This window comes from Klebsiella sp. JN_Kp126 (genome assembly GCF_033843325.1).
GTDB classification, from domain to species: domain Bacteria; phylum Pseudomonadota; class Gammaproteobacteria; order Enterobacterales; family Enterobacteriaceae; genus Klebsiella; species Klebsiella michiganensis.
The window spans coordinates 135429-158664 of record NZ_JAWXQV010000044.1 but is presented as its reverse complement, the minus strand read 5'-3'; the positions used below and the strand labels follow the sequence as shown (position 1 = coordinate 158664).

Sequence of the window (23236 nt, the reverse complement as noted above, 5' to 3'; positions counted from 1 at the left end):
TCGGTTCGTAGCCGAGTACTCTATCCAGCTGAGCTACGGATGCATCGGGAAACTTACTTTACTGCAGATTTTGATACTGCTGCTAAAGCTGTATCAAGTAAGATGGTGCATCCGGGAGGATGACTCGCCTTGCGGCTTGCCCTTCGGGCCGTTGCTAAAGCAACGTTATCCTCCCTGGTGCTTGCGGCTAATACCGCCACCTCATTCACACCTTCGTTGCTGAAGGTATGGAGAATATGGTGCATCCGGGAGGATTCGAACCTCCGACCGCTCGGTTCGTAGCCGAGTACTCTATCCAGCTGAGCTACGGATGCAAAATGGCGGTGAGGCGGGGATTCGAACCCCGGATGCAGCTTTTGACCGCATACTCCCTTAGCAGGGGAGCGCCTTCAGCCTCTCGGCCACCTCACCACACGCCTCTTACGAGTGCTTCGAAGAACTTGTTTCTGCTCTTCGTCGCTGCGATGGCGCACATATTACTTTCTGGTACTTATAAGTCAAACCTTTTTTCGAGACCTTTTTTTCGTTTGCACACTTCCCGCGCAATTAGCCTGTGAAAACGGCAAAAAGAGTATTTTATCAACAAGAAATTGCTGATTACGCCGCGGCTAACGCAAAAGATAACTGTCGCGGATGCGGAGAAAGAGACAAAAATGAGAGGCTATCGGAGAGGAAAATTGGCAAAAACGGCGGGTGGAAGGAGGCGCCTCACAAAATAGCGAGGCGCGAAAACCTTAGTAACTGGACTGCTGGGATTTTTCAGCCTGGATACGCTGGTAGATCTCTTCACGATGCACAGAGACTTCTTTAGGGGCATTAACGCCAATACGTACCTGGTTACCCTTCACCCCTAAAACTGTCACAGTGACCTCATCTCCAATCATGAGGGTCTCACCAACTCGACGAGTCAGAATCAGCATTCTTTGCTCCTTGAAAGATTAAAAGAGTCGGGTCTCTCGTATCCCGGCATTATCCATCATATAACGCCAAAAAGTAAGCGATGACAAACACCCTACGGTGTAAGCAGTCACGGCATCACATTCTGTTAAACCTAAGTTTAGCCGATATACACAACTTCAACCCGACTTTATCGTTATCAGTGCTTCTCGCGCAAGATGCTGTAATCCGAGAATCACAGCATCTATGCAATTATAGTTATTACAGTTTTGCGCTTACCCAGCCTTTCACACTGGCTAACGCAGCAGGGAGAGCAGACGCATCGGTACCGCCGGCTTGCGCCATATCCGGACGACCGCCCCCTTTACCGCCCACCTGCTGGGCGACCATACCAATCAGTTCCCCGGCTTTCACGCGGTCTGTCACATCCTTAGACACACCTGCAATCAGAGAAACCTTACCTTCTGCGACCGTGGCCAACACGACAATCGTTGAACCCAGCTGATTTTTCAGATCGTCAACCATAGTACGCAGCATTTTCGGCTCAACGCCGGCCAGCTCGCTGACCAGCAGCTTAACGCCGTTAATCTCTTCCGCTTTGCTGGAGAGATTTGCGCTCTCCTGCACGGCAGCCTGCTCTTTCAGCTGCTGCAGCTCTTTTTCCAGCTGACGGCTGCGTTCTAACGCGGCGCGGACTTTGTCACCAAGGCTGTGGGTATCCCCTTTCAGCAGCTGTGCAATATCGCCCAGCAGATCGCTCTGCGCGTGCAGCATCGCCATCGCGCCTTCCCCGGTCACCGCTTCGATACGGCGCACGCCCGCGGCGGTACCGGATTCAGAGGTAATGCGGAACAGGCCGATATCACCGGTGCGCGAGGCGTGCGTACCGCCGCACAGCTCGGTGGAAAAATCGCCCATGCTCAGCACGCGAACGCGATCGTCATACTTCTCGCCAAACAGCGCCATCGCGCCGGATTCACGCGCAGCGTCAATATCCATGATATTGGTTTCGATCGGCAGGTTGCGACGAATTTGCGCGTTCACCAGATCTTCTACCGCACGGATCTCCTCCGGCTTCATCGCTTCAAAATGCGAGAAGTCGAAGCGCAATGCTTTGTCGTTGACCAGAGAGCCTTTCTGCGCAACGTGCGTACCGAGAACCTGGCGCAGCGCCGCGTGCATCAGGTGCGTCGCGGAGTGGTTCAGGCGGATACGCTGGCGGCGAGCCTGATCGACATCGGCCTGCACGGCGTCGCCGACTTTAAGCGAACCGCTGGTCAGTTTACCAATATGGCCAATTGCCTGGCCGTACTTCTGCGCGTCGCTGACCTGGAAGGAGAAACCGGCGCCCTTCAGTTCGCCTTTGTCACCCACCTGGCCGCCGGATTCGGCGTAGAACGGCGTCTGGTCGAGGATAACAACCGCTTCCTGGCCGGCGTTCACCGCGTCAACCGCTTTACCATCGATAAACAGCGCGGTGACTTTGCCATTCAGTTCCAGGCTGTCATAGCCTTTAAACTCAGAGGCGCCGTCGACGCGGATCATCGCATTGTAGTCCGCGCCAAAGCCGCTGGATTCGCGCGCGCGACGGCGCTGCTCTTCCATCGCGGCTTCAAAGCCGGCTTCGTCAACCTTGATGTTGCGTTCGCGGCAAACGTCCGCGGTCAGGTCAACCGGGAAGCCGTAGGTGTCGTACAGGCGGAAAGCGGTTTCGCCGTCCAGCGTGTCGCCCTGCAGTTTAGCCAGCTCTTCATCCAGCAGCGCCAGTCCGCGCTCCAGCGTACGGGCAAACTGCTCTTCTTCGGTCTTCAGCACCTGCTCAACCTGAGCCTGCTGCTGTTTCAGCTCTTCGCCGGCGGAACCCATCACGTCAATCAGCGGGGCAACCAGTTTCCAGAAGAAGGTCTCCTTCGCGCCCAGCATGTTGCCATGGCGAATTGCGCGACGAATGATGCGGCGCAGCACGTAGCCGCGGTTTTCATTCGACGGGATAACGCCATCGGCAATCAGGAACGCGCAGGAACGAATGTGGTCAGCGATAACGCGCAGCGACTTGTTCGAGAGATCGGTCGCGCCGGTAACCTTCGCCACGCTCTTAATCAGATCGCGGAACAGGTCGATATCGTAGTTGGAGTTGACGTGCTGCAGCACGGCGGCAATACGCTCGAGGCCCATACCGGTATCTACGGACGGCTTCGGCAGCGGCTCCATGGTTCCGTCAGCCTGACGGTTGAACTGCATGAAGACGATATTCCAGATCTCAATATAGCGATCGCCGTCTTCTTCCGGCGTTCCCGGAGGGCCGCCCCAGATATGGTCGCCATGGTCGAAGAAGATTTCGGTGCATGGACCGCACGGCCCGGTGTCACCCATCTGCCAGAAGTTATCGGAAGCAAACGGCGCGCCTTTGTTGTCGCCGATGCGGATAATACGCTCGCGCGGTACGCCAACTTCATTTGCCCAGATATCGAACGCTTCATCGTCGGTTTCGTAGACGGTCACCCACAGTTTTTCTTTCGGCAGGGCGAACCAGTTTTCACCGGTCAGCAGTTCCCATGCGTATTTGATGGCATCCTGCTTGAAGTAATCGCCGAAGCTGAAGTTACCCAGCATTTCAAAGAAGGTGTGGTGACGCGCGGTGTAGCCGACGTTTTCCAGATCGTTGTGCTTACCACCCGCACGAACGCAACGCTGCGCGGTGGTCGCGCGCGAATAATTACGTTTGTCGAGACCAAGGAAAACATCCTTGAACTGGTTCATCCCGGCGTTGGTAAACAGCAGGGTCGGGTCGTTATGCGGCACCAGGGAGCTGCTCGCAACTACCTGATGTCCTTTACTATGGAAAAAGTCGAGAAACGCCTGACGGATCTCAGCGGTGCTCTTGCTCATAATTATCCTGAAATCAAGCTAACGAAATGTCGCTGGCAGCCACTACCCAGTATCGACCGGCAGGCTACTCACGAAAATAAAGTGGGAATAAGATAAGTTTTCTTCACGGGGAAGTAAAATCCCGGATGGGTCAATCTGCAAAATTTCGCCAGATTTCCTGAATATCCTCCATCAGATAGCCGCGGTAGAGCAAAAAGCGCTGAATTTTAACTTTTTCTGCAAATACGCTGGGCAGGGGTTCGCCATATTTTCGCTGCGCCTGCTCTTTGGCAAGCCGCGCCCAGTCGATTTCGCACTCGCGCATGGCTGCCTCTGTCGTCTCGCGGGAGATCCCCTTCTGCTTTAGCTCCTGGCGGACGCGCGCCGGGCCGTACCCCTTGCGGCTGCGGCTGGCAATGAACTGACGGACAAAGCGTTCGTCGTCCAGATAGCGGTTCTCAATGCACCATTCAACGACTTTATCGACCTCTTCCGGCGTCACATCTAACGCTTCAGGGCCGTTTTTGCTCATGACCGGTGCAGCCAGCTTTCGCCTTAGCTCCTGTTCGCTGTGGTCGCGCATTGCCAGAATGCGAATCGCGCGATCCAGCAGCCTGGCGTAGTCAGAGCGGCGGGATGAAGTTTCAGTCACGGTCAGCCTCGCTAATCAAAAAAAGCAAAAGGGCCGCATAAGCGGCCCCTTGTTAGTCTGTTCAGACGATATCAGAAATCTTGTTCGGTTTCCGCTTCGCTGTTGCCATCAACCGCGAAGTCCGGCGTGGAGTCCTGATTGCTCAGCAGCAGTTCTCGAACTTTCTTCTCGATCTCTTTTGCCGCAGCCGGGTTCTCTTTCAGCCAGGAGATGGCGTTCGCTTTACCCTGACCGATTTTATCGCCGTTATAGCTGTACCATGCGCCGGCTTTCTCAATCAGCTTCTCTTTCACGCCGAGATCGACCAGCTCACCGAAGAAGTTAATCCCTTCGCCGTAGAGAATCTGGAATTCAGCCTGTTTAAACGGCGCGGCAATTTTGTTTTTCACCACTTTAACGCGGGTTTCGCTGCCGACAACGTTGTCGCCCTCTTTCACCGCACCGATACGACGGATATCCAGACGCACGGAGGCGTAGAACTTCAGCGCGTTACCGCCGGTGGTGGTTTCCGGGTTACCGAACATCACGCCAATTTTCATACGAATCTGGTTGATGAAGATGAGCAGGGTGTTGGACTGCTTCAGGTTGCCCGCCAGTTTACGCATCGCCTGGCTCATCATACGCGCCGCGAGGCCCATGTGAGAGTCGCCGATTTCGCCTTCGATTTCCGCTTTCGGCGTCAGCGCCGCAACGGAGTCAACGACGATAACGTCTACCGCACCGGAACGCGCCAGCGCGTCACAGATTTCCAGAGCCTGTTCGCCGGTATCCGGCTGGGAGCACAGCAGGTTGTCGATATCGACGCCCAGCTTGCGTGCGTAAACCGGGTCCAGCGCGTGTTCCGCATCGATAAACGCACAGGTTTTGCCTTCGCGCTGCGCGGCGGCGATAACCTGCAGCGTCAGCGTGGTTTTACCGGAAGATTCAGGCCCGTAGATCTCGACGATACGGCCCATCGGCAGGCCGCCTGCGCCCAGGGCGATATCAAGGGAAAGCGAGCCGGTGGAGATAGTTTCCACATCCATGGAACGGTCTTCACCCAGGCGCATGATGGAGCCTTTACCGAATTGTTTTTCGATCTGGCCCAGTGCTGCCGCCAACGCTTTCTGTTTGTTTTCGTCGATAGCCATTATTACTCCTCTCATGCCGGGTGTAACCGGGTAGTGAATTCTGTTCTGTTGAAGCAATTATACTGTATAGTCATACAGTATCAAGTATTTTGTAGAAATTGTTGCCAGAGGAGATTTAGCGCGTAGGCCGTGGCCTGGCGGCGTACCGACTCGCGGTCTCCGGCAAAGCATTCGCACCGGGTTACGCCCTGTCCGCTGGCGCTGGCCACGCCAAACCAGACGGTTCCCACCGGCTTTTCCGCGCTGCCGCCGTCCGGCCCGGCGATGCCGCTGACCGAAATGGCATAGTCCGCGCGAGCCGCACGCAGCGCGCCGATGGCCATCTCCACCACCACCGGTTCACTCACCGCGCCATGGCTAAGCAGCGTCGCTTCGCTGACGCCAATCATCTGCGATTTCGCTTCATTGCTGTAAGTGACGAAACCGCGCTCAAACCATGCCGAACTGCCGGCGATATCGGTAAGGGTTTTGGCGACCCAGCCGCCGGTGCAGGACTCCGCCGTGGTCACCGTCGCACCGCGCGCTTTCAGCGCCATCCCCACCTGCTCGCTCAGCTGCATTAATTCCGAATCTGTCATTCGTCGCCCCACGTAAGCTGTACAAAGAGGCCATCAAAGATAGCACTTTCAACGAAGATATGGGGACGAGGTAACGAATTTACGAGTCGGCTGGCGAAAAACATCGGCTATAGCCAACGCTGCATTTTCGGATAGCCGCCCGGGGGCGCCGGTGTCACAATTCACCGCACATATAAGGAAGAGTTAAATGAGAGGTTACCAGGAATGGCCAAAGCAACGCTTACCTCAGAGCAGAACGTGAAAAAAATTCGCCAGGTGCGCCTGTGCCTGTTTGTATGCGGCACAGTTTCACTGCTAACCGCGCTACTGCATATTTTCACCCGCTCATTCAACCCGCTGTTCGAAGGCGTACAGATCCTGCTGGGCGTGGGCTGTATTGCCAGTGGATTCACATTGAACAAGAAAATCAAGCAGATACTCGCAGAACCATAGCGGCGGGTAACCGGCCCATCGCGGGCCGGTTTTTATTTATTTCATACTCGCCGCGATCAGCTCCACGTTGTGACGCAGCATTTTCACGTAGCTGTCCGCCACGCCGCCCGGTTGAGAGAGGGCTTCAGGGTAGAGCTCTCCTCCCGGCTGCGCGCCCGTCGCGCTGGCAATCTGTTTAACCAGTCTTGGATCCAGCTGATTTTCCATAAACCAGGTATGCACCTCGTCGGCTTTAATTTGTCGAATTAATGCCGCCACCTGCGCCGCGCTGGCCTCACTTTCCGAAGATAGCCCCTGTGGCGCGAGGAAGGTCACGCCATAGGCGCGGCCAAAATAGCCGAAAGCATCATGGCTGGTCAGAACCTTACGCTTTGCCTGTGGAATGGCGGTGAACTGGCTTTTAGCCCAGCGTTCGATCTCGTTAAGCTGGCTGATATAGCGTTTGCCGGAAGCCTCCAGCGCCAACTTATCTTCCGGGTCGGCTTTCACCAGGCCGTTGAGGATATTCTGCGCGTACAGCGCACCGTTCGCGGCGCTGTTCCACGCATGCGGATCGGTTACCGTTGCGCCATCTTCTTCAAGCGTGTGGGTTTTGACTCCGCGGGAAGCCACCACCAGCTCGCCTTTGAACCCGGATGCTTTAATCAGCCGGTCCAGCCAGCCCTCCAGCCCCAGGCCGTTGACCACCACCACATCGGCGTTGTTCAGCAGCGCGCTGTCTTTCGGCGAGGGCTCGAAGGTATGCGGATCGCCGTCCGGCCCCACTAGCGTATCCACATGCACATGTTCGCCGCCAATCTGCTGCACCATATCGCCCAACACGGAAAAACTGCTCACCACGTTTAGCGTTTTCGCCATCACCCCGTGCGATGCCAGACCCAGCGCCAGCGCCAGCCATATCCCGGTACGTTTCATCATTGTCCTTACCCCATTAATTTACGCCAGCCGACAACCAGCCGGCTGCGCGAGCCAAAAAACACCGATACAAAAAAGAGGCCGCTGGCGGTCAGCACAATGGCGGGTCCGGCAGGCAAATTCGCCGCCCACGACAGGCTCAGCCCCATCCACGCGCAAAAACCGCCCATCAGCGCCGCCAGCAGCAGAATGCCCGGCAGCGTCCGCGCCCAGCAGCGCGCCGCGACCGCGGGCAGCATCATGACTCCCACCGCCATCAGCGTGCCGAGCACCTGAAACCCGGCCACCAGATTGAGCACCAGCAGGGCGAGGAACAGGCCGTGCAGCAGCGCAGGCACTCTTCGCGCGTTCACCTGAAGCCAGACGCTGTCGAAGGCTTCGCTGACCAGGCCGCGATAAAACAGGGCGATGCAAATCAGCGTCAGGCTGGCAACGCCGGTCACAAACAGCGCCGAATCGCGGTCTACCGCCAGAATCGAGCCGAACAGCAGATGCAGCAGGTCGACGTTAGAGCCGCGCAGCGAGACCAGCGTGACGCCCAGCGCCAGGGAGCCGAGATAAAATCCGGCAAAGCTGGCATCCTCTTTTAAAAGCGTGCGTCGGCTGACCCACCCCGCCACCAGCGCCACCGCAATGCCGGCAATAAAACCCCCGACGGTCATCGCCAGCAGCGACATCCCGTTAAGCAGGTAGCCCACCGCCACGCCGGGCAAAATCGCATGCGAGAGCGCATCGCCCATCAGGCTCATGCGGCGTAAAAGTAGGAAGACGCCGAGCATGGTCGTGCTCAGCGAGAGCGCCAGGCACACCACCAGCGCGCGGCGCATAAAGCCAAACTCGATAAAGGGCTGAATGAAGGTGTGCCAGATCATGCCAGCCTCGCGGAGTGAAAGGCGGGCAGCACATCAGGCGTACTGCCCCAACGGGCGCGCTGCGGCGTCAGCAGCATCGTTTCCGGGAAATAGTCGGCGACCCGCTGGTTATCGTGCAGCACCGCCAGAATCGTCTGCCCCTGCTGATGCATTTCCAGGATCAGCGCCATCAGCTCACGGCAGGTGGCTTCGTCGATGCCGGTAAACGGTTCGTCGAGCATCACCAGCGGCGCGCGCTGCACCATCACCCTCGCGAAGAGCATGCGCTGAAACTGGCCGCCGGAGAGCGCCTCAATCGGCGTTTTCGCCATCGCTAGCAGCCCCACCCGCGCTATGGCCGCGACGATACGCTGGCGCACCTCCCCCCCGAGCCCGCGCAGCAACGATACCTGCGGCCAGGCCCCCTGGCTGACGACATCCTGCACCGTGAGCGGAAACTGCGACTCCAGCGCATGCCGCTGCGCCAGCCAGCCGATAACCGGCCGTCCGTCGCGCCAGTGCAGTCGGCCGCTGACCGGCGGGATAAATCCGGCCAGCGTCTTTAACAGCGTCGATTTCCCGCAGCCGTTCAGGCCGACGATAGCCGTCATACTCCCCGTTGCAATCGTGCCGCTAAGGGACGGCGCGATCGCCAGCCCTTCATAGCCAGCCACCAGATGATCGAGCTCTATCATGGCAGCGATACCGCCCACCAGGTTGCCAGCCACAGGGCGGCCAGCAGCACGCCGGCCATCGCCAGCCGGGCGATGCCTGAAGTCATCAATAAGGAAGTCAATGTTTACGCCTCAATAAAACGTTATAACATAACAATATTAAAAGAGGCGCGGAATGTAAATTGGCGTCAACAAAAGGAAATGCTGCAAAATGTTACAGACTCCTCTCCGGACGGAGAGGAGCACAGAAGATGGGGTTACTGCATCCGGGCCTGAGAAACCGCCAGACCGAGCTGCCAGACGGCCATCGCGTAATGGGTGCTGTGGTTATAGCGGGTAATGGTGTAGAAGTTCGGCAGACCGTACCAGTACTGGTAGCCTGTGCCGATATCCAGACGCAGCAGGCTCGCCTGCTGGTGGTTACCCAGCGGCTGAGTCGGGGTAAGTCCCGCCGCCGCCAGCTGCGAGACGCTGTATTTGGTTTTGAACCCATTGTTCAGCCCAGGCGCCTGGCCCAGCGCCTGTACCGCCACCAGATCGCCGCTCACCCAGCCGTGCTGCTTGAAGTAGTTCGCTACGCTGCCGATCGCATCGACCGGATCCCACAGGTTGATATGCCCGTCGCCGTTAAAGTCCACCGCGTACTGCCTGTAAGAAGAGGGCATAAACTGACCGTAGCCCATCGCGCCGGCGAAGGAGCCTTTCAGATCGAGCGGGTCATCCTGTTCGCTGCGCGCCATCAGCAGGAACGTTTCCAGCTCGCTGGAGAAGTACTCGGCGCGGCGCGGATAGTTAAACGACAGCGTCGCCAGCGCATCAAGGATGCGGGTTTTCCCCATCACCCGGCCCCAGCGGGTCTCGACGCCAATAATCCCGACGATAATTTCCGGCGGCACGCCGTAAACCTGGTACGCGCGGTTGAGCGCATCCTGATACTGGTTCCAGAACGCCACGCCGTTCTGCACGTTATCCGGGGTAATAAACTGTTTTTTGTAGCGCAGCCAGGCGCCGTTTGGCCCTGACGGCGGCAGCCCGGTGGGCGCCTGACGGTCCATCAGACGCAGCACATAGTCCAGGCGTTTGGCCTGGGAGAGAATTTGATGCAGCTGCTGTCGGTCGAAGCCGTGCTTGCTCACCATTTTATCAATGAACTGTTCCGCCGCCGGGTTATTGGCGAAATCGCCGCTCATCTCCATCACGTTATGCTGCGGCTCGAGTAAAAAACCGCCCGTGCCGCCCGCCATTTCCTTTTCCGCAGGAGTTTGAGGTTTGCTGCTGCAGGCAGCGAGGAGAACGCACAGGGGGAGTAAAGCCAGGGAACGACGCTTCAACATGGGACATCCATTTAACAAATCGGCAAGGGGTAATTATGGTAAAGCATGCGCCCGCTCACAAGGAAGCGGCGGCAATGTAAATTCTTTTTTATCGCCCTTTTTCCTCTCTCCCCGCCGGATCCTTCGTTCACTCCAGCCACAATCTTTCAAAATAAAATATTTATCTTTCATTTTGCGATCAATATAACAATTTCAAACCTTTTAAAATGATTAAAATTAGCTGCCAGTTAGCAAGAAAAATAACACGCTGAAGGAGAGAACAATGATTGAAGTCGTTACCCACGGCGCCGAATGGTTTATCGGCCTGTTTCAGAAGGGAGGCGAGGTGTTCACCGGTATGGTCACCGGGATCCTGCCTTTGCTGATCAGTCTGCTGGTGATCATGAACGCGCTGATCAACTTTATTGGTCAGCAGCGGATCGAAAAGCTGGCGCAGCGCTGCGCCGGTAATCCGATCTCCCGCTACCTGCTGCTGCCCTGCATCGGCACCTTCGTTTTCTGTAACCCGATGACCCTGAGCCTTGGGCGCTTTATGCCCGAGAAATACAAACCGAGCTACTACGCGGCGGCCTCCTACAGCTGCCACTCAATGAACGGCCTGTTTCCGCACATCAACCCCGGCGAACTTTTCGTCTATCTGGGGATTGCCAACGGGCTAACCACCCTCGGTCTGCCGTTAGGGCCGCTGGCGGTGAGCTATCTGCTGGTGGGCCTGGTGACGAACTTCTTCCGCGGCTGGGTGACCGACCTGACCACGTCGATTTTTGAGAAAAAAATGGCCATCCAGCTTGAGCAGAAAGTGCATCTGTCAGGAGCGACATCATGACTCGTATTCGCATTGAAAAAGGCGCCGGCGGCTGGGGCGGCCCGCTCGAACTGGACGCCGTTGCCGGTAAAAAGATTGTCTATATCACCGCGGGCACCCGCCCGGCGATCGTCGATAAAATCGCCCGCCTCACCGGCTGGCAGGCGGTCGATGGCTTCAAAGAGGGCGAACCGCCGGAAGCGGAAATCGGCGTGGCGATTATCGACTGCGGCGGCACCCTGCGCTGCGGTATCTACCCGAAGCGCCGCATCCCGACCATTAATATCCACGCGACCGGCAAATCGGGTCCGCTGGCGCAGTACATCGTCGAAGACATTTACGTTTCCGGCGTCAAAGAAGAGAACATTTTCGCGCTGGAAGAGGGGCTCTCCCCGGCCCCGCAGGCCTCGCCAGCCCAGCCGGCGGCCCGCGACTATGACACCAGCAAGAAAATAACCGAGCAGAGCGACGGCCTGCTGGCCAAAGTTGGTATGGGGATGGGCTCGGTCGTGGCGGTGCTGTTCCAGGCCGGGCGCGATACCATCGATACGGTGCTGAAAACCATTCTGCCGTTTATGGCCTTCGTCGCGGCGCTGATCGGCATCATCATGGCCTCCGGCATCGGCGACTGGATTGCCCACGGCCTGGCGCCGCTCGCCAGCCATCCGCTGGGCCTCGTGACCCTGGCGCTGATCTGTTCTTTCCCGCTGCTGTCGCCGTTTCTCGGCCCCGGCGCGGTCATCGCCCAGGTTATCGGCGTGCTGATTGGCGTACAGATTGGCCTTGGCAATATTCCGCCGCATCTCGCCCTGCCCGCGCTGTTCGCCATTAACGCCCAGGCCGCCTGCGACTTTATCCCGGTTGGCCTGTCGCTGGCGGAAGCGCGCCAGGACACCGTGCGCGTCGGCGTACCGTCGGTACTGGTGAGCCGCTTCCTGACCGGCGCGCCAACGGTGCTGATCGCCTGGTTCGTTTCCGGATTTATTTACCAATAAGAGGTGCCTGAAGATGACCGTGATTTACCAGACCACCATTACGCATATCGGCGCCAGCGCGGCGATGGCGCTGGACGAGCAGATGCTGATCACCTTCCGCGAAGGCGCCCCGGCCGATATCGAAGAGTACTGCTTTATTCACAACCACGGCGAGCTCTCCGGCGCGCTGGTGCCGGGCGCTGAGCTGCAGCTCGGCGAGCTGCGCTACCCGGTCACCGCCGTCGGCGACGTCGCCGAGCAGAACCTGCGCGAGCTGGGCCATATCACGCTGCGCTTTGACGGCCACCGCGAAGCGGAATTCCCCGGAACCGTACACGTGGCGGGGCCGGTGCCGGAAGGCATCGCCGCCGGCTGCGTACTGAAATTTGTTGCTTAAGCTGTAAGGAGAAAATTATGAATCAGGTTGCTGTTGTCATCGGTGGGGGACAAACCTTAGGGGAGTTTCTGTGTCGCGGGCTTGCCGCAGAAGGCTATCGCGTGGCGGTGGTCGATATTCAGAGCGATAAAGCGACCCGCGTCGCGCAGGCCATCAATGCAGAACATGGCGAAGGCACGGCGTGGGGCTTCGGCGCGGACGCCACCAGCGAAGCCAGCGTGGTCGCCCTCGCCCGCGGGGTAGACGAAATATTTTCCCGCGTCGACCTGCTGGTCTATAGCGCCGGGATCGCTAAAGCGGCGTTTATCAGCGACTTCGCGCTGGGGGATTTCGACCGTTCGCTGCAGGTGAATCTGGTGGGCTACTTCCTCTGCGCCCGCGAGTTTTCCCGCCTGATGATCCGCGACGGCATTAAAGGTCGCATCATCCAGATCAACTCTAAATCCGGCAAAGTGGGCAGCAAGCATAACTCCGGCTATAGCGCGGCGAAGTTCGGCGGCGTGGGGCTGACGCAGTCGCTGGCGCTGGACCTCGCGGAGTACGGGATTACCGTGCACTCCCTGATGCTCGGCAACCTGCTGAAGTCGCCGATGTTCCAGTCTCTCCTGCCGCAGTACGCCACCAAGCTGGGGATACCGGAGGAGCAGGTCGAGCAGTATTACATCGACAAAGTCCCGCTGAAGCGCGGCTGCGATTACCAGGACGTACTTAACGTGTTGATGTTTTATGCCAGTCCGCAGGCTTCATACTGCACCGGGCAGTCTATCAACGTCACCGGCGGGCAGGTGATGTTTTAAAACAGGATTCCCGGATTGCGCTGCGCTTACCCGGGCTACAAAACCGGCAACCCGCGCCGGTCCGTAGCCCGGGTAAGGCGCACGCGCCGCGACCCGGGTCTTCCCTACACCACACTTTATGGAGACTTTTATGGTTACCGCACTTATCACCGTCGCCGCCATCGCCTGGATAACCCAGCTCGCCTTTGGCGGCTGGCAAATCCGGCAGTTCAATCGCGCGTTCGACCGGCTGTGCCAGCAGGGCCGCGTCGGCGTGGGCCGTTCCTCGGGGCGGTTCAAGCCGCGGGCCGTCGTCGCCATTGCCGTCGACGAAGACGACCGCATCCGCGATACGCTGTTAATGAAAGGCCTCACCGTCTTCGCCAGGCCGCAAAAAATTCCCGCCCTCACCGGTAAGCATCTCAAGGAATTGCAGCCTGATGTGATCTTTCCCAATGATCCGCTCTGTCAGAATGCACTATCATTAGCGCTTAATCCGAAACATGGATAATTTCGTTGTGAACGTTAATATCTTGCGAAATTATCATTTCGAAACTTTAAACGCAGGATACAACGCCTATGAAACCACGTCAGCGCCAGGCAGCCATTCTCGAGCACCTGCAATCGCAGGGCAAATGCTCGGTCGAAGAGCTGGCGCAACACTTCGACACCACCGGCACCACCATCCGTAAGGATCTGGTGATCCTTGAGAATGCCGGTACCGTTATCCGCACTTACGGCGGCGTGGTGTTAAATAAAGACGAGGCCGATCCGCCCATCGACCACAAAACGCTGATCAACACCCATAAAAAAGAGCGGATTGCCGAAGCCGCGGTCAGCTTTATTCACGATGGCGACTCGATCATTCTTGACGCCGGCAGTACGGTGCTGCAAATGGTGCCGATGCTCAGCCGCTTCAATAACATTACCGTGATGACCAACAGCCTGCATATCGTCAACGCCCTCTCCGAACTGGATAACGAACAAACCATCCTGATGCCGGGCGGCACGTTCCGCAAAAAATCGGCCTCCTTTCACGGCCAGCTGGCGGAAAACGCCTTCGAACACTTCAGCTTCGATCGACTGTTTATGGGCACCGACGGCATTGATTTAATCGCCGGCGTCACCACCTTTAATGAGGTTTATACGGTTAGCAAAGCGATGTGCAATGCCGCCCGCGAAGTTATCCTGATGGCTGACTCGTCAAAGTTTGGCCGCAAAAGTCCCAATATCGTCTGCGGCCTCGAGAGCGTGGACAAACTGATTACCGATGCCGATATCAGCCCGGAATTTAAGCGGGCGCTGGAAGACAAAGGCATCGAAGTCATTATTACTGGAGAACATCATGAGTAACTTTCTGTTAGAAGCCGGACGCCAGACCCTAATGCTGGAGCTTCAGGAGGCGAGCCGCCTGCCTGAACGCCTGGGCGACGACTTCATCCGCGCAGCGGAAACCATCATCCACTGCGAGGGCAAACTGGTGGTCTCCGGTATCGGCAAATCGGGCCATATCGGTAAAAAGCTGGCCGCCACCTTCGCCAGCACCGGCACCCCGGCATTTTTCGTCCACCCGGCGGAAGCGCTGCACGGCGATCTCGGAATGCTCGACAGCCGCGACGTGATGCTGTTTATCTCCTACTCCGGCAGCGCCAAAGAGCTGGATCTTATCGTCCCGCGCCTGGAGGAAAAATCCATTCCGCTGCTGGCGATGACCGGTAAATCCACTTCGCCGCTGGCGCTGGCGGCTAAAGCGGTGCTTGATATTGCCGTAGAGCGTGAAGCCTGTCCGATGCACCTCGCGCCGACCTCCAGTACCGTCAATACCCTGATGCTCGGCGACGCGCTGGCCATGGCGGTGATGCAGGCCCGCGGCTTTAACGAAGAAGATTTCGCCCGTTCGCACCCGGCCGGCGCGCTGGGCGCGCGGCTGCTGAACAAAGTTCACCATCTGATGCGCCGCGACGGCGACGTGCCGCGCGTCGCCAACGACACCAGCGTGATGGACGCGATGCTCGAACTCAGCCGCACCGGCCTGGGGTTGGTGGCAGTCTGCGATGAACGTAATCACGTGCAGGGCGTGTTTACCGACGGCGACCTGCGCCGCTGGCTGGTGGGCGGCGGCAGCTTACAGGATATCGTCAGCCAGGCGATGACCCGCAACGGCGTTACTCTGCAGGCGGAAAGCCGCGCGATAGAAGCCAAAGAGCGCCTGATGAAGCACAAAATCAGCGCCGCTCCGGTGGTGGATGAAAACGGCCAACTGGTCGGCGCGATTAACCTGCAGAATTTTTATCAGGCCGGGATCCTTTAAGCCCCAGACGCTTCGCCAGCCGGTGCAGGTTGGCGACATCGAGCCCCAGCGCGCGGGCGGCGCCGGCCCAGCTGCGGCCATTAGCCGCCAGCGCGCTGGCTATCGCTTCGCGCTGGAACGCCTCCGTCGCCTCGCGCAGGCTCACCGCTTCCGCCGCCGGATGCGGACTGACGCTCGGCAAGACCGGCGCTTCCCCGGCCAGTTGAAAGTGCTGCGGCTCCAGCGCGATGTCATTACCCGCCTGCGTCGCCCGCGCCAGCACCACCGCCCGATGAATAGCGTGCTCCAGCTCGCGCACGTTGCCCGGCCATGGCCAGGCCAGCAGTCTGGCCCGCGTCGCCTCGCTTAAAATCACCTGCGCCAGCCCCATGCGTAAACGGCACTGTTCGCAGAAATAACCAGCCAGCAGCACCACGTCATTTTCCCGTTCGCGCAGCGCCGGAACCGACAGCGGAAACACGCTCAGACGATGATACAGGTCGGCGCGAAAACGCCCCTCCACTACCTCCTGACGCAGGTCGCGGTTGGTGGCCGCCAGCACCCGCACATCAACCCGCAGGCTGCGATCGTCGCCGACGCGCTGAATATCGCCATACTGCAGCACCCGCAGCAGCTTGGCCTGCAGCGCCAGCGAAAGCTCGCCGATTTCATCGAGGAACAGCGTCCCGTTGTCCGCCATTTCAAATTTGCCGCTGCGGTTGCTGATCGCCCCGGTAAACGCCCCTTTGACGTGGCCAAACAGCTCGCTCTCCGCCACGCTCTCCGGCAGGGCCGCGCAGTTGAGATAGACCAGCGGATTGGCCGCTCGTGGCGATCCCTGATGTACCGCTTTCGCCACCAGCTCTTTGCCGGTGCCGGTCTCGCCGCTAATCAGCACGTTTAAGTCGGAAGCCGCGACGATGTCGATCTCCTTCTTGAGCTGCAGCATCGGCGCCGACAGGCCAATGATCTCCTGACGTTCGGCCGGCGGGTAAACGATAGCCTGCTCCGGCAGCACGTTTTGGTTCTCCAGCCGGGCGATCAGCAGCGCGTTATTGAGCGCCCCGGCCACCAGGGCGGCAATCAGGCGCAGCTCCTCGTCGCTGAAGCTGTCAAAACGGTCCGCATCCATGCCGTCGAGGGTGAGCGCGCCAATCAGGGTTTGCCCGGCAAACAGCGGCAGGCCGACGCAGGCGTGTACCTTCAGGCTCTCCTGACCGGGGATCAGGCCATCGTAAGGGTCCGGTAGATCGCTGTCCGCCGGGAAACGCACCACGTCCCCCGCGCGGGCAATCGCCTCCAGCCGCGGGTGGCCTTCAAGGGCAAAGCGCCTGCCAAGCACGTCCTGGGCCAGGCCATCAATCGCCAGCGGCACAAACTGGTGCGCTTCGTAGCGCAGCAGCGCCGAAGCATCACAGCCAAGTATCTGCCGCAGGGTGGTAATCAGCCGCGAAAAACGGTCGGCGTGGCCGAGATCGCTTTGTAAATCAATGGCTATTTTCGCCAGGGCCTCGACGGAGAAACTCATTGTCGCCTCATAGTCATTCTGACAACCTACATAGTCATATCGACTATTTTAACCATTGTCATTTTGACATCAACAGATTTAACAAAAAACATAAAATACCTTAAATTCAATTGGTTAAAAATTTGGCACGCAACTTGATATAAGCAAAACAACTTATTTGAACACTGCTGAATTAATTGAGGTTGCTATGTCTATTCTGGTTAAAAATAACATTCATTGGGTTGGCCAGCGCGACTGGGAAGTGCGTGATTTCCACGGGACGGAATACAAAACGCTGCGCGGCAGCAGCTACAACAGCTATCTCCTCCGCGAAGAGAAAAATGTGCTGATCGATACCGTCGATCATAAATTCAGCCGCGAATTCGTGCAGAACCTGCGCGGCGAAATCGATCTCGCCGATATCGATTACATCATTATTAACCATGCGGAAGAGGACCATGCCGGCGCGCTGACCGAACTGATGACGCAGATCCCGGACACCCCGATTTACTGTACTGCCAACGCCATCGACTCTATCAACGGACACCATCATCACCCGGAGTGGAATTTTAAGGTGGTGAAAACCGGCGACAGCCTGGATATCGGCAACGGCAAACAGCTGATTTTCGTGGAAACCCCGATGTTGCACTGGCCGGATAGCATGATGACCTATATGACCGGCGACGCGGTGCTGTTCAGCAATGACGCCTTCGGCCAGCACTACTGCGATGAGCATCTGTTTAATGATGAAGTTGATCAGATTGAACTTTATGAGCAGTGCCAGCGCTACTATGCCAACATTCTGACTCCGTTCAGCCGCCTGGTGACGCCGAAAATTACCGAAATCCTCGGCTTTAATCTGCCGGTGGATATGATTGCGACCTCCCATGGCGTGGTCTGGCGCGATAACCCGACGCAGATCGTCGAAAAATATCTCGAGTGGGCGGCGGATTATCAGGAAGACCGCATCACCATTTTCTACGACACCATGTCCAACAACACCCGCATGATGGCTGACGCGATAGCCCAGGGCATTACCGACGTGGATCCGCGCGTGGCGGTGAAAATTTTCAATGTCGCCCGCAGCGATAAAAATGAAATCCTGACTAACGTGTTCCGCTCGAAGGGCGTGCTGGTCGGCACCTCAACCATGAATAACGTGATGATGCCGAAAATCGCCGGGCTGGTGGAGGAGATGACCGGCCTGCGTTTCCGTAACAAGCGCGCCAGCGCCTTTGGCTCCCACGGCTGGAGCGGCGGTGCGGTTGACCGCCTGTCCACGCGTTTACAGGATGCGGGCTTTGAAATGTCCCTGAGCCTGAAGGCCAAATGGCGCCCGGATCTCGACGCGCTGGAAGTGTGCCGCGAGCACGGCCGCGAAATCGCCCGCCAGTGGGCCCTCTCCCCGCTGCCGGCGAGCCCGGCTAAACACGCCGCGCCTGTGGCAACGCCTTGCGCCGCGCCAGCGGCAGCCGATCTCGGCCCGAAAATGCAGTGCAGCGTTTGCCAGTGGATTTACGACCCCGAACAGGGCGAACCGAACCAGGACGTCCAGCCGGGTACGCCGTGGAGCGAAGTCCCGGATAACTTCCTCTGCCCTGAGTGTTCGCTGGGTAAAGATGTGTTTGACGTTCTGGCATCGGAGGCAAAATGAGTGATGGCATCGTCATCATCGGCTCGGGCTTCGCGGCCCGTCAGCTGGTGAAAAATATTCGCAAGCAGGACCCGAATATCCCGCTGACCCTGATCGCCGCCGACAGCATGGATGAGTACAACAAACCGGATCTCAGCCATGTGGTCAGCCGCGGGCAGAACGCCGACGACCTGACCCTGCAAACGGCGGGCGAGTTTGCCGAGCAGTACAATCTGCGCCTGTTTCCGCATACCTGGGTCAGCGATATCGACGCCGATAATCAGGTTGTGAAGAGCCAGGACCGCGAGTGGCGCTATGACAAACTGGTGCTGGCCACCGGCGCAACGCCGTTTATCCCACCGGTGCCGGGCCGCGAACTGATGCTGACCCTCAACAGCCAGCGGGAATACGGTGCGGCGCAAAGCCAGCTGCGCGATGCAAAAAGAGTGCTGATCGTCGGCGGCGGGCTGATTGGCTGCGAGCTGGCGATGGATTTCTGCCGCGCCAGCAAAGCGGTGACGGTGGTGGATAACTCCGCCAGCGTACTGTCGGCCCTGATGCCGCCCGAGGCCAGCAGCCGACTGCAGCATCGTCTGACCGACATGGGCGTGCATCTGATGCTGAAGTCCCAGCTGGAAAGCCTGGCGCAGAGCGCCGACGGGATTCGCGTCACTCTTGACCGCCAGCGTACGGTGACGGTGGATGCGGTGATCGCCGCCGCCGGTTTACGCCCGGAAACGGCGCTGGCGCGGCATGCGGGTCTGAAAACTCACCGTGGCGTGGTAGTGAACAGCCAGCTGCAAACCAGCCATCCGGCGATTTACGCCCTCGGCGACTGCGCGGAAATCAACGGCATGGTCCTGCCTTTTCTGCAGCCGATTCTGCTAAGCGCCATGTGCCTGAGTAAAAATCTGCTGGCCCAGCAGGGAGAACTGAAGCTGCCGCCGATGCTGGTGAAGGTCAAAACGCCGGATTTACCGCTGCACCTGGCGGGCGATACCCGGCGCGAGGATCTGACGTGGAATATCGTTGCCGCCAAAGACGGCCTGGTCGCGAAAGGCGTTGACGCCGAGAACCAGCTGCGCGCTTTTGTGGTCAGCGAGGATCGCATGAAAGATGCTTTTGCCCTGCTCAAGCAGCTGGTGAGTTAACCTCGATGAAATGAGGTTATTCCCGGGTCGCGGCGTAAACGCCTTACCCGGGCTACCCAACTTGCGAGGCGCTCGGGTTTGGTAGCCCGGCTAAGCGCAGCGCAAGCCGGGGAAATGCCCAACCTACCGCGCCAGATTATCGTACCCGCGCCAGCGGTAGTTGAGCACCGACAGCACCCAGCAGGCCACGAACAGCCCGACCACCACAAAACCGGCGTCGCCGAGATGGTCGTTCAATGCGCCGACCCAGCGCCAGACGCCTCCGCTGAGGGAGAACTTATCCATCAACAGACCCAGCGCTTCCAGACCGCCGATAAACAGCGCCACCACCACCGAGGTGCCGGTAATGGTCATATTGTAATAGAGCTTACGCTGCGGCTTACTGAACGCCCAGCCGTAGGCGCCGACCATCAGCACGTTGTCGAGCGTATCCACCAGCGCCATCCCGCTAGCGAACAGCGCCGGAAAAATCATAATCGACCAAATCGACATCCCGCTCGACGCGCTGGCCGCCGAAATCCCCAGCACGCCGATTTCCGTCGCCGTATCAAAGCCGAGGCCAAACAGAAAGCCCACCAGATACATCTGCCAGCTGCGGCTAATCAGGCGGAAGGTTTTACCGAACAGCCAGCTCATCATGCCGCCGCCGGTCATGACCTCATCGCTCACCTTTTCGCCCTGCTTCCACGCCCGAAAGCTGCGCCAGACGCTGCGCAAAATAACCAGGTTGATAAAGGCCATCACCAGCAGGAACAGCGCCGATACGGCGGTACCGATAACGCTGCCGGTCTCGTGAAACCAGCTCATCTGCTGACCAAACGCGGTGGCGGTCGCGGCAATCGCCGCCGACGCCAGCACCACAATCGACGAATGACCCAGCGAGAACCACGCGCCAACGGCAAAAGGTCGCTTCCCCTGCTGCATCATTTTGCGGGTCACGTTGTCGATCGCCGCGATATGGTCGGCGTCCACCGCGTGGCGCAGACCGTAACCCCAGGCCAGCAGGCTGGCGGCCATCAGCGCGCCGCTACCGCCGAACGCCGCAAATGCCCAGCCCCAGGTCAGCAAATTGGCGGCAATCAATGCCAGCACCAGCGCCGCTGCGCGCGGCTGCTGACGCAAAATCGTCACTATCATATCGGTGTCCTTTAAGCCTGCAGGCGGGCCGCAGCGATAACCGCCTGACCGAGGGCAATCGCGCCATCGCCTGCGGGCAGCTGCTGCGGAAAGAGCAGAGTAAAATCGGCCAGATAAAAGGTCAATCGCGCCGTCAGCAGGCGGTTGTGCAGTACCCCGCCGCCGAAGGCCAGCGTGTGAATATTCCGCGCGTTCGCGCAATCGCGCATCATCGCCGCCAGCCCGCGGGCCAGCGCATCATGAAAGGCCCACGCTTTTTGCGCCGGGCTCGCCTGCCAGCTCAGCCACTGCTGCCAGAACGTCGCCAGATCCAGTTTTCCATCGCGCCACGGCAGGGTCACCGGATGATCCACGCCTTCGCAGGTCGCCGCCAGCGCCTCCAGACGGCACGCCGCTTCCCCCTCATAGCTCAGAGTTAGCGGCGCGCAGCCCAGCGCGCAGGCGACGGCGTCAAACAGACGGCCGCACGACGATGCCTGCGGCGCATTAATACCGCGCTCGATTGCCCGCGCCAGCAGCGGCCAGCTTTGCTGGCGCAGCGCGGCGGTGTCGGCATAATTCTGCCACTCGGGGACGAAGGCCAGGCAGTGGGCGAGCAGATTGCGCCACGGCTGACGCGCCGCGAGGTCGCCGCCGGGCAGCGCCACCGCCGGCAGACCGCCGAGATGCTCGCACTCGCGATAGTTGACCCGCAGGCACTCGCCGCCCCACAGCTCGCCGTTTTCCCCCATCCCGATACCGTCGAGGATAAGGGCAATCACGTCGCCTCCCTCCCGCGGCCAGCGGTGCTCGGCCAGGCAGGCGGCCGCGTGGGCATGATGATGCAACACGCGGTCCACCGGCAGCATAAGCGACGCCGCCCACCGCGAAGCGCGGTAGCCGGGATGGGCGTCGGCAACCATCCGCTGCGGGGTAAAAGCGTAAATCTCCTGCATCAGACGCAGCGCCTGCCGCCACTGCGCCTCGACGCCCTCCTCGTCGAGATCGCCAAAATGCTGGCTGAGCACCGCTTCATCGCCGCGCAGCAGGCAGAACGTATTTTTCATATCCGCGCCGAGAGCCAGCAGCGGCGGTACGTCGTGGAAACCCGGCGGCAGCGCCAGCGCGTCAGGCACGTAGCCGCGGGCACGGCGCAGCATCTCACCGCTTTGCCGCACCACGGAATCATCCATCCGCTGCACAATCTCGCGATTATGCAGCAGAAATCCGTCGGCAATTCCGGATAAATCCGCCAGCGCCTCGGCGTTGGTTAACGCCGGCGGGCGGCCGCTGAGGTTGCCGGAGGTCATCACTAATGGGCGCGCCAGCGCCTGCGAAAGTAAATGCTGCAGTGGATTAGACGGCAGCATCCCCCCTACTTCCGCAAGCCCTGGCGCAATCTGGTCGCACAGGCCGGCCACCTGCGTTTTCTCCAGCAGCACGATCGGCGCGGCGGGAGAGGTCAGCAGCGTCAGCGCCGGTTCATCGAGACCCGCCGTTGTCGCCAGCATCACCGCCAGCGGTTTCGCCGGGCGATGCTTACGCGCCCGCAGCTTCGCCACGGCCTCGCGGTTTCCGGCGTCGCACAGCAGATGGAAACCGCCCAGCCCCTTCACCGCCACAATATCGCCCGCCAGCAGGCGAGCAATCGTCGCATCTAAGGCGGCCTCGCCAAATAAATGCTCCTGCGGGCCGCGCCACTCCAGCTGCGGGCCGCACTCGGCGCAGGCTACCGGCTGCGCGTGAAAGCGGCGATCGGCGGGATCGCCATATTCCGTCGCGCAGGCGGGGCAAAGAGGAAACGGCGACATAGAGGTCAGCGGGCGGTCGTAGGGCATAGCGCGAATAATGGTAAAGCGCGGCCCGCAGTGGGTGCAGTTGATAAACGGATAGCGGTAGCGGCGCTCCCGCGGGTTGTTCATCTCCGCCAGGCATGCCGGGCAGGTAGCGGCATCGGGCACAATCTGCGTGCGCATGCTTCCGGCCCCGCTTTGGCGGATGGTAAAGCCCGGCGGCGGCGCGGCCCAGACAAAAGGCGCCGCTGCCGCGCTGTCGATACGCGCCAGCGGCGGGCAGCGCCGGGTTAACGCGGCGAGAAATGGCGCATCATCGCCGACAAGGCGCACCAGCACGCCGTCGCCGTCGTTGCACACGTCGCCGCGCAGCTCCAGCTGCTGCGCCAGCTGCCAGACGAAGGGGCGGAATCCCACCCCCTGCACTTTACCGCGAATGCGGATTTGCACCCCGTTCATTGCG

23 protein-coding genes and 2 tRNA genes are annotated in these 23236 nt (G+C 59.3%); 10 read left to right on the top strand and 15 right to left on the bottom strand.

What is annotated here, in order from left to right; all coding sequences use genetic code 11:
- Window positions 1-237 precede the first annotated feature (237 nt).
- The 7 genes from SIK97_RS05105 to pncC all read right to left on the bottom strand — a co-directional run bounded on the left by SIK97_RS05105 (window position 238) and on the right by pncC (window position 6125).
- Window positions 238-314: transfer RNA gene (locus SIK97_RS05105), tRNA-Arg, on the bottom strand.
- 4 nt (window positions 315-318) lie between these two features.
- Window positions 319-411 (bottom strand) — tRNA-Ser (locus SIK97_RS05100).
- A 323-nt stretch (window positions 412-734) separates the two neighbouring features.
- Window positions 735-920 carry a carbon storage regulator CsrA gene (csrA, locus tag SIK97_RS05095; protein ID WP_000906486.1) on the bottom strand — a complete coding sequence of 62 codons (186 nt, stop codon included), beginning with the start codon at window positions 918-920 and terminating at the stop codon, window positions 735-737.
- Between the two features lie 238 nt (window positions 921-1158).
- The gene (gene alaS / locus SIK97_RS05090) at window positions 1159-3786 is read right to left on the bottom strand and encodes an alanine--tRNA ligase (RefSeq protein WP_032720437.1); all 2628 of its coding nucleotides are present in this window, start codon (window positions 3784-3786) and stop codon (window positions 1159-1161) included.
- Window positions 3787-3916: 130 nt separating this feature from the next.
- Entirely contained in the window at window positions 3917-4417 is a 501-nt protein-coding gene (recX, locus tag SIK97_RS05085) for a recombination regulator RecX (RefSeq protein ID WP_009651620.1), read from the bottom strand.
- Window positions 4418-4488: 71 nt separating this feature from the next.
- Window positions 4489-5547, bottom strand: coding sequence for a recombinase RecA (recA, locus tag SIK97_RS05080; RefSeq protein ID WP_004104808.1), 1059 nt, complete (start codon window positions 5545-5547; stop codon window positions 4489-4491).
- An 80-nt stretch (window positions 5548-5627) separates the two neighbouring features.
- Window positions 5628-6125 carry a nicotinamide-nucleotide amidase gene (gene pncC, locus SIK97_RS05075; protein ID WP_057173197.1) on the bottom strand — a complete coding sequence of 166 codons (498 nt, stop codon included), beginning with the start codon at window positions 6123-6125 and terminating at the stop codon, window positions 5628-5630.
- A 204-nt stretch (window positions 6126-6329) separates the two neighbouring features.
- On the opposite strand from pncC, the gene SIK97_RS05070 reads away from it, so the two are divergent.
- Window positions 6330-6557: a hypothetical protein gene (locus tag SIK97_RS05070; RefSeq protein WP_025107287.1), complete on the top strand. Its 228-nt coding sequence runs from the start codon at window positions 6330-6332 to the stop codon at window positions 6555-6557.
- A 36-nt stretch (window positions 6558-6593) separates the two neighbouring features.
- Here SIK97_RS05070 and SIK97_RS05065 read toward each other — a convergent pair whose 3' ends face one another.
- From SIK97_RS05065 to SIK97_RS05045, 5 genes are all read right to left on the bottom strand, one after another.
- A complete protein-coding gene (locus tag SIK97_RS05065; protein WP_057173217.1) occupies window positions 6594-7472 on the bottom strand; it encodes a metal ABC transporter substrate-binding protein in 879 nt (292 codons plus the stop codon).
- 8 nt (window positions 7473-7480) lie between these two features.
- Window positions 7481-8344, bottom strand: a complete 864-nt coding sequence (locus SIK97_RS05060; RefSeq protein WP_014226515.1) for a metal ABC transporter permease — start codon at window positions 8342-8344, stop codon at window positions 7481-7483.
- Window positions 8341-9051 carry a metal ABC transporter ATP-binding protein gene (locus SIK97_RS05055; RefSeq protein WP_162557671.1) on the bottom strand — a complete coding sequence of 237 codons (711 nt, stop codon included), beginning with the start codon at window positions 9049-9051 and terminating at the stop codon, window positions 8341-8343. The genes SIK97_RS05060 and SIK97_RS05055 overlap by 4 nt, the downstream gene beginning before the upstream one ends.
- A 203-nt stretch (window positions 9052-9254) precedes the next feature.
- The gene (mltB, locus tag SIK97_RS05050) at window positions 9255-10331 is read right to left on the bottom strand and encodes a lytic murein transglycosylase B (protein WP_009651581.1); all 1077 of its coding nucleotides are present in this window, start codon (window positions 10329-10331) and stop codon (window positions 9255-9257) included.
- A gap of 33 nt (window positions 10332-10364) precedes the next feature.
- The gene (locus tag SIK97_RS05045; protein ID WP_157870111.1) at window positions 10365-10502 is read right to left on the bottom strand and encodes a hypothetical protein; all 138 of its coding nucleotides are present in this window, start codon (window positions 10500-10502) and stop codon (window positions 10365-10367) included.
- A 91-nt stretch (window positions 10503-10593) separates the two neighbouring features.
- On the opposite strand from SIK97_RS05045, the gene srlA reads away from it, so the two are divergent.
- The 7 genes from srlA (at window position 10594) to gutQ (ending at window position 15594) form a co-directional block, all read left to right on the top strand.
- A complete protein-coding gene (srlA, locus tag SIK97_RS05040) occupies window positions 10594-11157 on the top strand; it encodes a PTS glucitol/sorbitol transporter subunit IIC (protein WP_004104818.1) in 564 nt (187 codons plus the stop codon).
- Complete coding sequence (locus SIK97_RS05035) at window positions 11154-12131, top strand: PTS glucitol/sorbitol transporter subunit IIB (protein WP_057173198.1); 978 nt, start codon at window positions 11154-11156, stop codon at window positions 12129-12131. The genes srlA and SIK97_RS05035 overlap by 4 nt, the downstream gene beginning before the upstream one ends.
- 13 nt (window positions 12132-12144) lie before the next feature.
- A complete protein-coding gene (gene srlB / locus SIK97_RS05030; RefSeq protein ID WP_004132227.1) occupies window positions 12145-12507 on the top strand; it encodes a PTS glucitol/sorbitol transporter subunit IIA in 363 nt (120 codons plus the stop codon).
- Between the two features lie 17 nt (window positions 12508-12524).
- Window positions 12525-13304 (top strand): sorbitol-6-phosphate dehydrogenase, encoded by a 780-nt coding sequence (gene srlD, locus SIK97_RS05025; protein ID WP_014226518.1) that lies wholly within the window; start codon window positions 12525-12527, stop codon window positions 13302-13304.
- Between the two features lie 130 nt (window positions 13305-13434).
- Window positions 13435-13794 (top strand): transcriptional regulator GutM, encoded by a 360-nt coding sequence (gene gutM / locus SIK97_RS05020; protein WP_047723034.1) that lies wholly within the window; start codon window positions 13435-13437, stop codon window positions 13792-13794.
- Window positions 13795-13862: 68 nt separating this feature from the next.
- The gene (gene srlR / locus SIK97_RS05015) at window positions 13863-14636 is read left to right on the top strand and encodes a glucitol operon DNA-binding transcriptional repressor SrlR (RefSeq protein WP_004104826.1); all 774 of its coding nucleotides are present in this window, start codon (window positions 13863-13865) and stop codon (window positions 14634-14636) included.
- Complete coding sequence (gutQ, locus tag SIK97_RS05010) at window positions 14629-15594, top strand: arabinose-5-phosphate isomerase GutQ (RefSeq protein ID WP_004104827.1); 966 nt, start codon at window positions 14629-14631, stop codon at window positions 15592-15594. Before srlR ends, gutQ begins: the two co-directional genes overlap by 8 nt.
- Here the strand turns inward: gutQ and norR are convergent.
- A complete protein-coding gene (gene norR, locus SIK97_RS05005) occupies window positions 15557-17101 on the bottom strand; it encodes a nitric oxide reductase transcriptional regulator NorR (RefSeq protein ID WP_057173199.1) in 1545 nt (514 codons plus the stop codon). The two genes, gutQ and norR, sit on opposite strands and share 38 nt — an antisense overlap.
- Window positions 17102-17288: 187 nt before the next feature.
- Here norR and norV point away from each other — a divergent pair, with 187 nt between their 5' ends.
- Entirely contained in the window at window positions 17289-18734 is a 1446-nt protein-coding gene (gene norV, locus SIK97_RS05000; RefSeq protein ID WP_004124052.1) for an anaerobic nitric oxide reductase flavorubredoxin, read from the top strand.
- Window positions 18731-19864, top strand: coding sequence for an NADH:flavorubredoxin reductase NorW (norW, locus tag SIK97_RS04995; RefSeq protein WP_057173200.1), 1134 nt, complete (start codon window positions 18731-18733; stop codon window positions 19862-19864). Before norV ends, norW begins: the two co-directional genes overlap by 4 nt.
- Window positions 19865-19987: 123 nt before the next feature.
- Here the strand turns inward: norW and SIK97_RS04990 are convergent, their stop codons facing one another.
- On the bottom strand, window positions 19988-21001 hold the full coding sequence (locus SIK97_RS04990; RefSeq protein WP_032750975.1) for a HoxN/HupN/NixA family nickel/cobalt transporter: 1014 nt from the start codon (window positions 20999-21001) through the stop codon (window positions 19988-19990).
- 11 nt (window positions 21002-21012) lie between these two features.
- A complete protein-coding gene (gene hypF, locus SIK97_RS04985) occupies window positions 21013-23232 on the bottom strand; it encodes a carbamoyltransferase HypF (protein WP_057173201.1) in 2220 nt (739 codons plus the stop codon).
- Window positions 23233-23236 lie beyond the last annotated feature (4 nt).

Excerpts from the sequence above, each read along its gene's own strand:
- norR (WP_057173199.1), bottom strand. The coding sequence starts at position 17,101 with ATGAGTTTCTCCGTCGAGGCCCTGGCGAAAATAGCCATTGATTTACAA.
- SIK97_RS05045 (WP_157870111.1), bottom strand. The coding sequence starts at position 10,502 with ATGAAAGATAAATATTTTATTTTGAAAGATTGTGGCTGGAGTGAACGA.
- gutQ (WP_004104827.1), top strand. The coding sequence starts at position 14,629 with ATGAGTAACTTTCTGTTAGAAGCCGGACGCCAGACCCTAATGCTGGAG.
- srlA (WP_004104818.1), top strand. The coding sequence starts at position 10,594 with ATGATTGAAGTCGTTACCCACGGCGCCGAATGGTTTATCGGCCTGTTT.
- srlR (WP_004104826.1), top strand. The coding sequence starts at position 13,863 with ATGAAACCACGTCAGCGCCAGGCAGCCATTCTCGAGCACCTGCAATCG.
- mltB (WP_009651581.1), bottom strand. The coding sequence starts at position 10,331 with ATGTTGAAGCGTCGTTCCCTGGCTTTACTCCCCCTGTGCGTTCTCCTC.
- pncC (WP_057173197.1), bottom strand. The coding sequence starts at position 6,125 with ATGACAGATTCGGAATTAATGCAGCTGAGCGAGCAGGTGGGGATGGCG.
- srlD (WP_014226518.1), top strand. The coding sequence starts at position 12,525 with ATGAATCAGGTTGCTGTTGTCATCGGTGGGGGACAAACCTTAGGGGAG.
- norW (WP_057173200.1), top strand. The coding sequence starts at position 18,731 with ATGAGTGATGGCATCGTCATCATCGGCTCGGGCTTCGCGGCCCGTCAG.
- csrA (WP_000906486.1), bottom strand. The coding sequence starts at position 920 with ATGCTGATTCTGACTCGTCGAGTTGGTGAGACCCTCATGATTGGAGAT.
- SIK97_RS05070 (WP_025107287.1), top strand. The coding sequence starts at position 6,330 with ATGGCCAAAGCAACGCTTACCTCAGAGCAGAACGTGAAAAAAATTCGC.
- norV (WP_004124052.1), top strand. The coding sequence starts at position 17,289 with ATGTCTATTCTGGTTAAAAATAACATTCATTGGGTTGGCCAGCGCGAC.
- srlB (WP_004132227.1), top strand. The coding sequence starts at position 12,145 with ATGACCGTGATTTACCAGACCACCATTACGCATATCGGCGCCAGCGCG.
- alaS (WP_032720437.1), bottom strand. The coding sequence starts at position 3,786 with ATGAGCAAGAGCACCGCTGAGATCCGTCAGGCGTTTCTCGACTTTTTC.
- gutM (WP_047723034.1), top strand. The coding sequence starts at position 13,435 with ATGGTTACCGCACTTATCACCGTCGCCGCCATCGCCTGGATAACCCAG.
- SIK97_RS05035 (WP_057173198.1), top strand. The coding sequence starts at position 11,154 with ATGACTCGTATTCGCATTGAAAAAGGCGCCGGCGGCTGGGGCGGCCCG.
- SIK97_RS04990 (WP_032750975.1), bottom strand. The coding sequence starts at position 21,001 with ATGATAGTGACGATTTTGCGTCAGCAGCCGCGCGCAGCGGCGCTGGTG.
- SIK97_RS05060 (WP_014226515.1), bottom strand. The coding sequence starts at position 8,344 with ATGATCTGGCACACCTTCATTCAGCCCTTTATCGAGTTTGGCTTTATG.
- SIK97_RS05065 (WP_057173217.1), bottom strand. The coding sequence starts at position 7,472 with ATGAAACGTACCGGGATATGGCTGGCGCTGGCGCTGGGTCTGGCATCG.
- hypF (WP_057173201.1), bottom strand. The coding sequence starts at position 23,232 with ATGAACGGGGTGCAAATCCGCATTCGCGGTAAAGTGCAGGGGGTGGGA.
- recA (WP_004104808.1), bottom strand. The coding sequence starts at position 5,547 with ATGGCTATCGACGAAAACAAACAGAAAGCGTTGGCGGCAGCACTGGGC.